Genomic DNA, 11,873 nt, shown 5'->3' with positions numbered 1-11,873 from the left:
CTTTCACACGCCCGACCCGCCCCATGGCGGGTTGCTCGGCGAGATTGTCCGCACAGGAAACGATACCGGCAACCACTCGTGCCGCGGCCGTTGGATTGTCCTTTTCGATGAAAGCGCCAACCTGGTCGAGACGACGCACGGCGCGCTGGGTCCAGCGGGTCAGCTTCATCGTTCGGGCTTGACGTATTTCGCTATGACGCCGGCCAAGTCCTTCTCGCGTGCGAATTCTCCTCGATCGGCTTCGTCAAGGCCGGCCTCGATCTCGGCAAGCTGCCATTCTTCCCTGGCGACATAGTCTTCGATCGCTTGAGCGGCGACGTAGGAACGAGAGCGATCCACCTTTTCCGCCAGTTGGTCCAGCTTGGCCACAGTCTCATCCGGAAGCCGCACGGTGAAGGCGCTCATCATCCTGTCTCCATTCTGGTTCATTGTGAATGTGGTAGAACCAAAGTGGTTCGTCAACTCCGCATGCCGTGAGGCGGAGCGGCGACGCAGCGACCTGAAGAAACTCGGCATCGATCCGGCCGCTTTCGACCGAATCGGCCGCTTCTAGAGCGGCTGATTACGACACCTTGGTGCCGTCTATTTCCGGATGAAGGCCAGATAGGCCGGCCGCCGTCCTTCGCGGATGGCCTTGGCCTCGTAGCGGGTGCCTGGCCAGCCGTCATAGGGCTGGTGCCAGCCGGAAGCGTCCTCGGCCTGCCATGCGAAGGCGCCGTGTTCGCGGCAGGCAAGCAGCGTCCAGTTCACATAGCTGTCGATATCGGATGCGAAGCGGAACCTGCCGCCGGCTTTCAGCACCCGGGCAAAGCGGTCGAGATTGGCGGCGCCGACAAAACGCCGCTTCCAGTGCTTCTTCTTCGGCCACGGATCGGGATAAAGCAAGTCGATGCCGTCGAGCGAGGCTTCCGGCAGCCAGTCGAGCAGCCGCGTGGCGTCGTCGTCATAGACCCTGAGATTGGCAAGCGGCGCCTTGCCGAGCGCCGTCATCATCTTGGCCATGCCGTTGACGAAAGGCTCGACGCCGATGAAACCGGTTCCCGGCGCTTCCGTCGCGCGATGCAGGAGATGCTCGCCGCCACCGAAACCGATTTCCAGCTGCAGCGTCGAGACCGGTGCCTTGAACAAGGTCCTGAGATCGGCCGGCGCTTCCGCCGTCAGGTCGACCCGGTATTGGCGCAGGCCGCTTTCGAGGGCGATCGCCTGCTGCGGGCGGATAGTCTTGCCGTGCCGGCGACCGAAGAATCCTTCGGTCGCCCGGCTCGGCCTATCCTTTGCGTCCGCTGGCGTCAGGCGGCGACGGCGTCCTTGAGCGCCTTGGCAAGATCGGTCTTTTCCCAGGAGAAGGAGCCGTCGCGACCGGCCTTGCGACCGAAATGGCCGTAGGACGAGGTTTTTGCATAGATCGGCTTGTTGAGGTCGAGATGACGGCGAATGCCCGACGGCGACAGGTCCATCACCTTGCGCAGCGCATCCTCGAGCTTCGCTTCGTCCACCTTGCCGGTGCCGTGCAGGTCGACATAGACCGACAGCGGCTGGGCGACGCCGATGGCGTAGGAGAGCTGGATGGTGCAGCGGTCGGCAAGCTTGGCCGCCACCACGTTCTTGGCAAGATAGCGCGCCGCATAGGCGGCCGAACGGTCGACCTTGGTGGTGTCCTTGCCCGAGAAGGCGCCGCCGCCGTGGGGGGCTGCGCCACCATAGGTGTCGACGATGATCTTGCGGCCGGTGAGGCCGGCATCGCCGTCAGGCCCGCCGATGACGAATTTGCCGGTCGGGTTGATGTACCAGTTGCAGTCCTCGGCGATCTTCAAGTCGCCAAGCGCCTCGCGGATATAGGGCTCGACCACCTTGCGGACCTTCTTGGAGTCCCAGTTCGCATCGAGATGCTGGGTGGAGAGCACGATCTGCGTGACTTCCGCCGCCTTGCCGTCGGCATAGCGCACGGTGACCTGGCTCTTGGCGTCCGGACCGAGCTTGCCGGCCTCGCCATTGCCTTCATGACGTGCCGCTGCCAGCAGTTCGAGAATCTTGTGGCTGTAATAGATCGGTGCCGGCATCAGGTCGGGCGTCTCGCGGCAGGCGTAGCCGAACATGATGCCCTGGTCGCCGGCCCCTTCCTCGCCCTGGCGGTCGGCGGCATTGTCGACGCCCTGGCCGATGTCGGGCGACTGGCCATGCAGCAGCACGTCGATCTTGGCGGTCTTCCAGTGGAAGCCGGACTGCTCGTAGCCGATCTCGCGGATCGCCTTGCGGGCAACCGACTTGAACTTGGCCGGGTTGACCACAGGGTGGCCGGACGCGTCCTTGAGGACGTTGCCCGCCTTGTCCTTCTTCAAAAGCGTGTCCGGGACGCGGACCTCGCCGGCGATGACGACGCGGTTGGTGGTGGCCAGCGTCTCGCAGGCAACGCGCACCTTCCACGGATCCATGCCCGTCTTCTTGGCTTCGCGATAGACCAGATCGACGATCTCGTCGGAGATACGGTCACAGACTTTGTCGGGATGACCCTCGGAGACGGATTCCGAGGTGAAGAGATAGTTCTGCCGCGTCACGGGTGTCCCCTCTTGAAAAGATCGGCAAGCTGCCGATTTTGGCGCGCCACGTGTTAGCGGTGCCGGGCGCCGCTCGTCAAGCGGCGCGACGGATCTGGCATGAATGTAGGCAAGGTCGGCTATGCCACCAGCGGCATGAAACCGCCGGCGGCATCAGGCAAATCAATCGGCGTCCTCGGCGGAAAGCGCCTTCACCAGATCGATGATCCTGCGGCGCACCTTGACGTCGCCGATCTTGACGAAGGCCCGGTTGAGCTGGAGACCCTCGGGACTGCCGCAGAATTCGATGGCGAACGCCATCGAGGAGTCTTCGGCAAATCCCCTGGTGCCGCCGGCGGGCTCCTCGCCCGGGGCATCCTCGAAGAAGAAGGCGACAGGAACGCTCAGGATGGAGGCGATCGCCTGCAGGCGGCTGGCGCCAACCCTGTTTGTGCCCTTCTCGTACTTCTGGATCTGCTGAAAGGTGATGCCGAGATTTTCACCCAGCTTTTCCTGGCTCATTCCAAGCATATTGCGACGCAGCCGGATGCGGCTCCCGACATGGATGTCGATCGGATTCGGCTTCTTCTTGTTCTCTTCTGTCATTTTTTCCTCGCCGAATTTTTCCGGCTTTTTCTATTTGTTCCGCCCATATGAAGCCGGAGCCACCTGCCCCAACAGAACCCTCCAACCGACTTCGAGAAAATTTTAGGCGTTACAGTATGAGTTTCTAATGTGCCGACTGTCAATTCACCCGTAGCCGCTGCCTTACATTCAGTGTGAAGGCAATCAGCGCAAACAGCAACATGATCAGCAATCCGTTAATGCGTCGCTGTTCGGCGGGCAGGAGGGAGCGCCCAGAAACGGGCACATGCGCGTCGATAGCGCCGCGCGCGTCGACGGCAAGCGCATCGACAATGCGCCCGCGCGAATCGACGACGGCCGATATGCCATTGTTAGCCGCGCGCAACAGAGGCATTCCATTCTCCGCTGCGCGAATCTGCGCCTGCCTGAAGTGTTGATACGGGCCTGGCGTGTCGCCGAACCATGCGTCGTTGGTGACGTTTACAATCAAGTCGGCGGATGCAGCGTCAGCAGCGACGAGATCGGGAAAAATCACCTCGTAGCAGATGAACGGAGCGGCACGCAGGCCGCCCGGAACGCCGATCGGATGGCGTTCGTTGCCGGCGGCGAAATTCATCGGCCCGGCAACGAGTTGGCCTATGCCCAAGCGTTCGAACAAGTCGGCGAAGGGCAGATATTCGCCGAACGGCACCAGATGCACCTTGTCGACGGCATCGACGATCTCGCCCTTGTCGTTGATCGCTACGACGGAATTGTAGTAGCGGCTGCCGGCATTGGCCGATCCGCCTTCTTCGCGCACGACACCGGCAATCAACATCTGACCGTCGGCCAGCATGTCGCCCAGCGCCGTCAGCGCGTCCGGACGCTCGGTGAAAAGGAACGGCACCGATGTCTCCGGCCACAGGATAAGCTGCGGCTTGGCATGGCCCTGTTCCGGCGCTTTCCCCGATATCCCCAGCAAAGTCGCGAAGATGCGGTCGCGCACCGAGGCATCCCACTTCTCGCTGAGATCGACCGCCGGCTGGACGATGCGAACGTCGATCGCGCGGCTCGATTCGACCGGTGCCGCAAGCCTGACATAGCCGAAGCCGACATGGGCGGCGACGAGGATCACGAACAAGGCGAGGCCGAGCTTGAGATGGTGGCGCGCGGCGAGGAGCGCAGGAAGCGAAAAGACAAAGACCGCAAGCGCATTCATGCCGATCATGCCGGTCACCGATACGCTCTGCATCAGGAGCGGCACCGGCATTGCGGCATAGCCGACGGCATTCCACGGGAAGCCGGTGAAGAGGAAATCGCGCAGCCATTCCGCGAGCCCGAAGCCGAAGGCTAACGCCGCGATACGACCGATATCGCTGCTCCAGAACAGCCGCGCTACAACGGTGGCAAAGCCATAGAAGAAAGCGAGCGCGAACGGGATGCCGACAACGGCGAAGGGCAAGGCCCACGCGAAGCTGTCGGCCTCGACCAGCAATGCCTGGCCGATCCACCAAAGACCGGCCAGGAAATAGCCGAAGCCGAACCACCAGCCAGCGGCGAAGGCCGGCCTCAGGCGCCTCAACCAGCCATCTGACGCCTCGCCGGTGGCGCCGTCGAGCAGCCAGACAAGGACCGGGAACGAAACGAAGCAGACGGCGAAGAAATCATAAGGCGCCTGGGCAAGCACCGCCAGCGCTCCGGCGGCAAACGCAACCAGAGCCCGCCGCCACCCCCACAGCAGAATTATCCGGCCGGCAAAGCGCTGCATCAAGCGTCCCAAGTCGCGCGAATCAGGGAGCTAGAGGTTTAACAGGCTGCACCGCCCGATCCAAACCCAGATAAGCGCAGCCTGATGCGCCGTCGCGCTATATCGGTATCCCGCCATAGCTCTTTGCCTTAGCCGCATTTCTGCAACGCCAAGCGATTCCGGTTGGGTGCAAAATGCTCAGTTGTGCCAGCCCTCGATCCGCAGCCGCTCAGCCGCTCGGCCTCGTCCTTCGGGACAACGCGCACGGTCTGGCTGAACGTCCAGACATGACCCTCGGGATCGCGGGCGCGGTATTGGCGCTCGCCGTAGAAATGATCCGTCGGTCCCTGAAGAATTTCCGCGCCGGCCGCACGTGCCTTTTCGCAATGAGCGTCGAGATCCTGCCGCAGCCGGATATAGACGGCCTGGGTGTTCTTGCCGCCGACCGAGGCCGGGCTGGCGACATGCTCGGCCCATTCGCAATCGACGATGATGTAGCCGTCGCCGAAACGCATTTCGGCATGGACAAGCCGGCCGTCGGCGTCGCTCACCACCATGCTTGGCTCGAAGCCGAAGGCCGCCTGCAGCCAGGTCAATGCGGCGCGCGGATCTTTATAGAAGACGCCTGAGCCGAGAACGGCATGCTTGAAAGGATCGTCGACGGGCATGTCGCGACGGTGTCAGGCCTGCTCGGTGCGCGCGGCGCGGCGGCGACGCTCGCCTTTCTGGCTCTGCACGATGCGCACGCGCTTGACGCGGCGCGGGTCGGCGTCGAGCACGTGGAACTCGAAACCTGGGATAGCCTGCACCACTTCGCCGCGAGCGGGGACGCGGCCGAGCGTGTTGAAGATCATGCCGCCGATTGTGTCGACATATTCGCCATGCTCGCCGGCGGCGAAATCCTCGCCGATCATCTTGGCGACCTCGTCGATCTCGGCTTTGCCGTCGACGACGAAGACGCCGTCGCCGGTCTGCGTGATCATCGGCTCGTCGTCGTCATGCTCGTCCTCGATGTCGCCGACCACCATCTCGACGATATCCTCCAGCGAGGCGAGGCCGTCGGTGCCGCCATACTCGTCGATGACCAGCGCCATCTGCGTGCGGGTCGTCTGCATGCGCCCCATCAGGTCGGAGGCAAGCATCGAGGGCGGCACGAACAGAACCGGACGGATCAGGCTGAGATCGCCGATGGTGCGCGCGAGATCGACCTGAGCAAGGTCGAGCGCGGTCGACACCGGCGCCTTCGCTCTGGTGCGGCCCTTCTTGACGCGGGCGACCTTGGTGATGTGGGCGAGTACGTCGCGGATGTGGACCATGCCGCGCGGATCGTCCAATGTCTCGGAATAGACCGGCATGCGCGAATGGCCGGACTGCTCGAACAGCCCAAGCAGATCGCCAAGCGTCGTGTTGATCTCGACCGCCTCGATGTCGGCGCGCGGCACCATGACGTCCTCCACCCGGACTTCGCGCAGGCGCAGGATGTTGTTGAGCATGGCGCGTTCGCCGGGCGAGAAGGCGCCGGCATCGGTCGCCGTTTCGGCAAGCGCGCCGGCGATTTCCTCGCGCAGGCTGGTGCCGTTGCGGTGCCGGAACAGGCCAAGCACACGGTCGACAAGGGAAGGACCGGCATGCGTCGGCTCAGCGGCCGCGCTGCCGGTCGGAATACTCGGACTTGAGCCCTCTTCCGTCTTTTCGGAAGACTTGGCAGCACTGCCGGCGTCCGGACGGGCGGCAGTTTCTGGTGTGTCGTTCATCGCCATCGGGTCAATTGAGCTTTTTTGTTACGCGTAGGGATCGGGAATGGCAAGTCTCGCAAGCGCCGCGCGCTCGATCGCTTCCATCTCCTCGGCCTCGGCGTCGGTCTCATGATCATGGCCCAAAAGATGCAGCAGGCCATGGATAACAAGATGGGTGATATGGTTCGCAACCGGCTTGTCTTCCAGTGCCGCCTCGCGAGATACCGTCTCGGAAGCCAGCACGATATCGCCCAGCATCGGCGGCAGCTTGCCGCCTTTCGAAAACGAAAAAGCCGGGAAAGACAAGACGTTGGTCGGCTTGTCCTTGCCGCGCCATTCGGCATTGAGCGCCTGGATATGGGCATCGTCGGAAAAAACGACGCTGAGCTCGGAAGCGCCGCCCGCGCCGGTCTCGGCAAAAGCGGCCGCAACTGCGCGCTCGACCAGACGCGTCAACTCGGCTTCCGCGGGCCAAGCGCCGGCCTCGATGAAAATATCGATGTCGACCGGGATTCCGGCAGAGGATTTGTTGTCTGCAGCCATGCGGCCTTTTGATCAGCTTTCGGCGCCGAGGCCTCGCGCCAGCTTGCCGTCGCGGTCATAGGCCTTGACGATCTCGGCGACCAGCGGGTGGCGCACCACGTCGCCTTCGTTGAAGCGGACCGTGACGATGCCCGGCACGCCGTCGAGGATGCGCAGCGCCTCGACCAGCCCCGACTTGGTGTTGGGCGGCAGGTCGATCTGGGTCGGATCGCCGGTGACGATCATGCGCGAGTTCTCGCCGAGACGGGTCAGGAACATCTTCATCTGCATCGGCGTGGTGTTCTGCGCCTCGTCGAGGATCACCGCCGCATGCGCCAGCGTGCGGCCGCGCATGAAGGCCAATGGCGCGATCTCGATGACTTCGGCGGCGATCGCGCGCTCGACCTTGTCGGCCGGCATCATGTCGTAGAGCGCGTCGTAGAGTGGCCGCAGATAGGGGTCGACCTTCTCCTTCATGTCGCCGGGCAGGAAGCCCAGCCGCTCGCCGGCCTCGACGGCCGGGCGCGACAGCACGATGCGCTCAACCATGCCGCGTTCGAGCAGCATGGCCGCATGCGCGACCGCAAGATAGGTCTTGCCGGTGCCGGCCGGGCCGATGCCGAAGACCATTTCCGAGCGCTCCAGCGCCCGCATATAGGCGTCCTGCGTCAGCGACCGGGCATAGATCGTCTTCTTGCGCGTCGCGATCTGGGCGGCCGAAACCTTGCCCTTGCGCTCCAAGGTGGGCAGCGTCAGCTGGTCGTCGGCGGCAATCGCCATGCGCACGGCGCCGTCGACATCCGACTGGCCGATGTCGACGCCCTTCTGCAGGATGCCGTAGAGCGTATCCAGCGCCCGGCGCGCCTGCTCGGCGGCCGGAGCCGAGCCTTTGATCGCAAGCTGGTTGCCGCGCGAACGGATATCCACGCCGAGCTTCTGCTCGAGCCGGGCCAGATTCTCGTCGAACTGACCATAAAGGGCGCTGGCAAGCTTGTTGTTGTCGAAGGTCAGTACGATGTGCGCCATGTCGGAAGCCCCGGACGCCTGGTTCGGGGGCGGATTCTTCAGTTCAGCAGCGCTCAACCGTCTCTCCTCATCTGCCGAGGCCCGTCAGGCCAGTTCGGCGAACAGGCTATTGTAGCCGGTCCTTGTGATTCGTACGTCGATAATGTCACCGATTCCGCCGGCCTTGTCGTCAACAATAACGGGCTGGAGCCAAGGCGAACGGCCAACTTTCTGCCCGGCCTGCCGGCCAGGCTTCTCGATCAGCGTGCCGATGGTCCTGCCGACCAGACTCAAGCCGAAATCCTGCTGCTGCCTGAGAAGCAGAGCCTGCAGAGCCTGCAGACGCTCGTCCTTCACCGCTTCCGAGACATGGCCGTCCATTTCGGCGCCCGGTGTGCCGGGGCGCGGCGAATATTTGAACGAGAAGGCCGAGGCATAGTTCACCTCGCGCACCAATTTCAGTGTCGCTTCGAAATCCTCATCCGTCTCGCCGGGAAAGCCGACGATGAAGTCGCCGGACATGGCGATATCGGCGCGGGCGGCGCGAATGCGCTCGATGAGCGCCAGATAGTGGCGCGCCGTATGGCGCCGGTTCATCGCCTTCAAAATCCGGTCGGAGCCCGACTGTACCGGCAGATGCAGATAGGGCATCAGCGCCGGCAGGTCCCGATGCGCGGCGATCAATTCGTCGTCCATGTCGCGCGGATGGCTGGTGGTGTAGCGCAGCCGCGCCAGGCCGGGGATTTCCGCCAGACGAAACAGCAGGCGGCCAAGGCCCCATTCCTCGCCATTTTCGCCGATGCCGTGCCAGGCATTGACGTTCTGGCCGAGCAGCGTCACCTCGCGCACGCCGGCCTCGGCGAGGCGCTCGGCCTCGGCGACGATCTGCGCCACCGGGCGCGAAACCTCGGAGCCGCGCGTGTAAGGCACCACGCAGAAGGTGCAGAACTTGTCGCAACCTTCCTGCACCGTCAGGAAAGCGGTGACGCCGCGCCTGGCTAGCTCGGCGCGCTTCGGCTGCGGCAGATGCTCGAACTTGTCCTCGACGGCGTATTCGGTCTCGACGATCTTTTCGCCGCCACGGACCCTCGCCAGGACGTCGGGCAGCCGGTGATAGGTCTGCGGGCCGATGACCAGATCGACCGCTGGCGAGCGGCGGATGATCTCGGCGCCCTCGGCTTGCGCCACGCAGCCGGCGACGCCGATCAGCAATTCGCGGCCGGTCTCGGCGCGTTCGGCCTTCATGTCGCGAATGCGGCCAAGCTCGGAATAGACCTTTTCCGCCGCCTTTTCGCGGATATGGCAGGTGTTGAGCAGCACAAGATCCGCATCTTCGACGGCGTCGGTGGCGACATAGCCGTCGGCCGCCAGCGCATCGGTCATGCGCTGGGAATCGTAGACATTCATCTGGCAGCCATAGGTCTTGACGAAGACCTTTTTCGCCGTCCGGTCCGTGCCGGCCGAGTGCTCGGCGGCAGCGCCGATGCCGTGGCTTTCAATCGTGTTCAAATCCATCGGGCGGCTTCTAGCGCCTTTCCGTGACAAAAAACAGACGAATCTGCCTGAAGCAGGTCGTCCCGACAGGACGCGCTTCAGGTCTTTTTCTTTATGTATGTCGTTATTCCAAAACCGCTACGCACTTTGGGCGAAATGCATCGGCTACCGGCTCTTGGCCGGGTCGGCGAGGACGGCCTGCATCATCTCGCGCACCCTGGCTTCCATCAGCCGTGCCGTTTCCTTGCGGTTCGAGCCCTTGGAGAACGGCACAGGCTCGCCGAAATGCACCTCGGCATCGATCGCGCCTTCGGCAAGCAGGGTTCTCAGGTGCGGCATCAAATCCTGATCGCCGATCCAGGCGGACATCGGCCGATGGCGGCGGCCCATCGGCATGCCATGCAGGCGCGTATAGGCGATCGCCACGGGCTGGATGAAGACCTGGTCCGCCGCACCTTCCGAAATCGCCATCGAGGCGGCGCCGAAGAGCGTGCTCTTGAACGGCAGCACAAGGTTGCCGTCCCCGGTCGAACCTTCGGCGAACAGCACCATGGCGTCGCCTTTTGCCATCCTTTTGGCGATCTCGCTCGCCTGGTCGCCGGAGGTGCGCTTGCGCTCGCGCTCGATGTAGACGGTGCGCTGCAACTTGGACAGCATGCCGATCAGCGGCCAGCCTTCCATGTCGGCCCTGGCGATGAACTTCACATCGACAAAGGAGCCGAGCACCATGATGTCGGTCCAGGAGATATGGTTGGCCGCGATCAGCAGCGGACGTTCCCTGGCCAGCGCGCCCTTCACATGCACCCGCATGCCCAGCGCCCTCAGGATCATGCGATGCCAGATTTTCAGGATGAAGATCTCGGGCCAGAGTCCCGTCTTCATCGACAGTATCTGCAGCGGCACCAGCACCAGTGAAGAGACGACGACATAGAAGAGCGCCAGGAAAATCCGCAATTTCTTGATCATTCGCTCCGCCCGATCGCGCGGACTGGCTAGCGAAGATCGCGGCGCATGACAAGCGCGCCGGTCGGACCGTGCTCGGTCGAACGGTAATAGTTCGGGCGGTGACCGACCTGGATGAAGCCGAGCCTGCGATAAAGCGCGATCGCCGGCGCATTGGTCTCGTCGACCTCGAGGAAGAGCGCTTCGGCGCGCTGCGCATGAAGCTCGCGCAGCACCGCATCCATCAATTGCCAGCCAAGACCCTGCCGGCGATGCGTGCGGGCGACGGCCACGGTCAGGATCTCACCCTCGCCGGCCGCGAGCCGTGCCAGCACGAACCCGACCGGAGGTTTCGATCCCTGCCCTGTCTCGCGTGCGGCGTAGCCGAACACCGTGTCCTGCTCGAGCAGCGCTGCGAACTCGCCATCGGTCCAGGGCCGCACGAAATCCTCGCGATGCAGCTCCGAGACGGCGGCGCTGTCGGCAACCGTCAGCGGTTCCAAGGCATATTCCCTGCGGCGCGGCTGAAAGAACGGTATGCGCATCAGGCGTCGTTTCCTTTTGGACCACGACTTTTCCGCAAAACCGCCTCCCCCTTTTTGGGATCATGGTTTTCCTTTGGACTGTTGTCCTGTCTTGGAAGAATGAAGCCCGCCTGCGGCTTGGCGTCGGCGCCGCGCAGATAGAGCGGCTTGGGCTTTTCGCCCGGCCCTCTGGCCGACGCCAGCCTGGCATAGGTCGCGATGTCGGCGGTGGCGGCAACCGGGCCGGTGTCGAAGGCCCGTCCCGCCGCTGCGGCAATCTGTGGCGCAGCGGTGCCGACAAGGACGGCATCGGCGCCGTTGGCCATGATCGCCGCCACGGAAAGCGTGGTAGCCGAAGGTCCGTAAGTTTCCGCTAACGCTTTGTCAAAGAGCGCCGCGTGGATTTCGTCGCGGCCGGCGTCGAGCGCGGCAAGCACCGCGCGCCCGGGAAAAGTTTTCGCACCCTCCGCCGCCAGGGCTTCCAGCGTCGTCACGCCGATCGCCGGGATTTTCAACGCCAGCGCCAGGCCGCGCGCGGTCGAGACGCCGACGCGCAGGCCGGTGAACGAGCCGGGTCCGATCGAGACGGCAACGGCGTTGAGATCAGGGTAGCCGATGCCGCCCGCTTTCAAGGCCGTCTCGATGACGGCCATCAGATGCTCGGCATGCCCCTTGCCTAGGTCGCGCACTTCGCGGCCAAGCTCCTTCCCCGCGCCCGCGTCATAGACGCAGGCGGCGCAGAGATTGGCAGCGCAATCGATGGCAAGCAGCTTCATACGGGCAGCTTCATAGGCCGGTTAACGAA

The 11,873-nt window shown here is 63.7% G+C and carries 15 protein-coding genes; 1 reads left to right on the top strand and 14 read right to left on the bottom strand.

Annotation, left to right across the window (positions count from 1 at the left end; genetic code table 11):
• Together LB526_RS23255 and LB526_RS23250 are read right to left on the bottom strand one after the other, a co-directional pair.
• Positions 1 to 169: type II toxin-antitoxin system RelE/ParE family toxin (locus LB526_RS23255; protein WP_224629962.1), on the bottom strand; the 169-nt coding region annotated here is incomplete at its 3' end.
• On the bottom strand, positions 166 to 408 hold the full coding sequence (locus LB526_RS23250; protein ID WP_224526699.1) for a CopG family ribbon-helix-helix protein: 243 nt from the start codon (positions 406 to 408) through the stop codon (positions 166 to 168). The genes LB526_RS23250 and LB526_RS23255, both read right to left, overlap by 4 nt.
• On the opposite strand from LB526_RS23250, the gene LB526_RS23245 reads away from it, so the two are divergent.
• Positions 392 to 553 (top strand): hypothetical protein, encoded by a 162-nt coding sequence (locus LB526_RS23245; protein ID WP_181174833.1) that lies wholly within the window; start codon positions 392 to 394, stop codon positions 551 to 553. The two genes, LB526_RS23250 and LB526_RS23245, sit on opposite strands and share 17 nt — an antisense overlap.
• A 29-nt stretch (positions 554 to 582) precedes the next feature.
• Here the strand turns inward: LB526_RS23245 and trmB are convergent, their stop codons facing one another.
• The 12 genes from trmB to tsaB form a co-directional block, all read right to left on the bottom strand.
• Complete coding sequence (gene trmB / locus LB526_RS23240) at positions 583 to 1,293, bottom strand: tRNA (guanine(46)-N(7))-methyltransferase TrmB (RefSeq protein WP_224545245.1); 711 nt, start codon at positions 1,291 to 1,293, stop codon at positions 583 to 585.
• Positions 1,290 to 2,555, bottom strand: a complete 1,266-nt coding sequence (gene metK / locus LB526_RS23235) for a methionine adenosyltransferase (protein WP_095765968.1) — start codon at positions 2,553 to 2,555, stop codon at positions 1,290 to 1,292. Before metK ends, trmB begins: the two co-directional genes overlap by 4 nt.
• Before the next feature lie 162 nt (positions 2,556 to 2,717).
• Positions 2,718 to 3,140, bottom strand: a complete 423-nt coding sequence (locus LB526_RS23230) for a helix-turn-helix domain-containing protein (RefSeq protein ID WP_140545192.1) — start codon at positions 3,138 to 3,140, stop codon at positions 2,718 to 2,720.
• Positions 3,141 to 3,279: 139 nt separating this feature from the next.
• The gene (lnt, locus tag LB526_RS23225) at positions 3,280 to 4,866 is read right to left on the bottom strand and encodes an apolipoprotein N-acyltransferase (protein WP_224545236.1); all 1,587 of its coding nucleotides are present in this window, start codon (positions 4,864 to 4,866) and stop codon (positions 3,280 to 3,282) included.
• 128 nt (positions 4,867 to 4,994) lie between these two features.
• Positions 4,995 to 5,513, bottom strand: coding sequence for a VOC family protein (locus tag LB526_RS23220; RefSeq protein WP_224545235.1), 519 nt, complete (start codon positions 5,511 to 5,513; stop codon positions 4,995 to 4,997).
• A 12-nt stretch (positions 5,514 to 5,525) separates the two neighbouring features.
• Positions 5,526 to 6,599, bottom strand: a complete 1,074-nt coding sequence (locus tag LB526_RS23215; RefSeq protein ID WP_224602909.1) for a hemolysin family protein — start codon at positions 6,597 to 6,599, stop codon at positions 5,526 to 5,528.
• A gap of 27 nt (positions 6,600 to 6,626) precedes the next feature.
• Positions 6,627 to 7,124: an rRNA maturation RNase YbeY gene (ybeY, locus tag LB526_RS23210; protein ID WP_224602907.1), complete on the bottom strand. Its 498-nt coding sequence runs from the start codon at positions 7,122 to 7,124 to the stop codon at positions 6,627 to 6,629.
• A gap of 12 nt (positions 7,125 to 7,136) precedes the next feature.
• Entirely contained in the window at positions 7,137 to 8,129 is a 993-nt protein-coding gene (locus LB526_RS23205; protein ID WP_411962568.1) for a PhoH family protein, read from the bottom strand.
• Positions 8,130 to 8,213: 84 nt separating this feature from the next.
• Positions 8,214 to 9,623, bottom strand: coding sequence for a tRNA (N6-isopentenyl adenosine(37)-C2)-methylthiotransferase MiaB (gene miaB, locus LB526_RS23200; protein ID WP_224629955.1), 1,410 nt, complete (start codon positions 9,621 to 9,623; stop codon positions 8,214 to 8,216).
• 144 nt (positions 9,624 to 9,767) lie between these two features.
• Complete coding sequence (locus tag LB526_RS23195) at positions 9,768 to 10,568, bottom strand: lysophospholipid acyltransferase family protein (RefSeq protein WP_224629954.1); 801 nt, start codon at positions 10,566 to 10,568, stop codon at positions 9,768 to 9,770.
• 26 nt (positions 10,569 to 10,594) lie between these two features.
• Positions 10,595 to 11,089: a ribosomal protein S18-alanine N-acetyltransferase gene (gene rimI, locus LB526_RS23190; RefSeq protein ID WP_224629953.1), complete on the bottom strand. Its 495-nt coding sequence runs from the start codon at positions 11,087 to 11,089 to the stop codon at positions 10,595 to 10,597.
• Positions 11,089 to 11,844: a tRNA (adenosine(37)-N6)-threonylcarbamoyltransferase complex dimerization subunit type 1 TsaB gene (tsaB, locus tag LB526_RS23185; RefSeq protein ID WP_224629952.1), complete on the bottom strand. Its 756-nt coding sequence runs from the start codon at positions 11,842 to 11,844 to the stop codon at positions 11,089 to 11,091. The genes rimI and tsaB overlap by 1 nt, the downstream gene beginning before the upstream one ends.
• Positions 11,845 to 11,873: the final 29 nt, after the last annotated feature.

The organism is Mesorhizobium sp. CA6 (assembly GCF_020165035.1).
Lineage (GTDB): Bacteria > Pseudomonadota > Alphaproteobacteria > Rhizobiales > Rhizobiaceae > Mesorhizobium.
Note: the sequence above shows the minus strand (reverse complement) of the source record. Positions and strands in the feature narration are given on the sequence as shown.

Bases quoted from the DNA above. Each gene is read 5' to 3' on its own strand.
- LB526_RS23195 (WP_224629954.1), bottom strand. From the start codon at position 10,568: ATGATCAAGAAATTGCGGATTTTCCTGGCGCTCTTCTATGTCGTCGTC.
- LB526_RS23250 (WP_224526699.1), bottom strand. From the start codon at position 408: ATGATGAGCGCCTTCACCGTGCGGCTTCCGGATGAGACTGTGGCCAAG.
- LB526_RS23230 (WP_140545192.1), bottom strand. From the start codon at position 3,140: ATGACAGAAGAGAACAAGAAGAAGCCGAATCCGATCGACATCCATGTC.
- ybeY (WP_224602907.1), bottom strand. From the start codon at position 7,124: ATGGCTGCAGACAACAAATCCTCTGCCGGAATCCCGGTCGACATCGAT.
- lnt (WP_224545236.1), bottom strand. From the start codon at position 4,866: ATGCAGCGCTTTGCCGGCCGGATAATTCTGCTGTGGGGGTGGCGGCGG.
- rimI (WP_224629953.1), bottom strand. From the start codon at position 11,089: ATGCGCATACCGTTCTTTCAGCCGCGCCGCAGGGAATATGCCTTGGAA.
- tsaB (WP_224629952.1), bottom strand. From the start codon at position 11,844: ATGAAGCTGCTTGCCATCGATTGCGCTGCCAATCTCTGCGCCGCCTGC.
- LB526_RS23205 (WP_411962568.1), bottom strand. From the start codon at position 8,129: ATGGCGCACATCGTACTGACCTTCGACAACAACAAGCTTGCCAGCGCC.
- miaB (WP_224629955.1), bottom strand. From the start codon at position 9,623: ATGGATTTGAACACGATTGAAAGCCACGGCATCGGCGCTGCCGCCGAG.
- LB526_RS23220 (WP_224545235.1), bottom strand. From the start codon at position 5,513: ATGCCCGTCGACGATCCTTTCAAGCATGCCGTTCTCGGCTCAGGCGTC.
- LB526_RS23215 (WP_224602909.1), bottom strand. From the start codon at position 6,599: ATGAACGACACACCAGAAACTGCCGCCCGTCCGGACGCCGGCAGTGCT.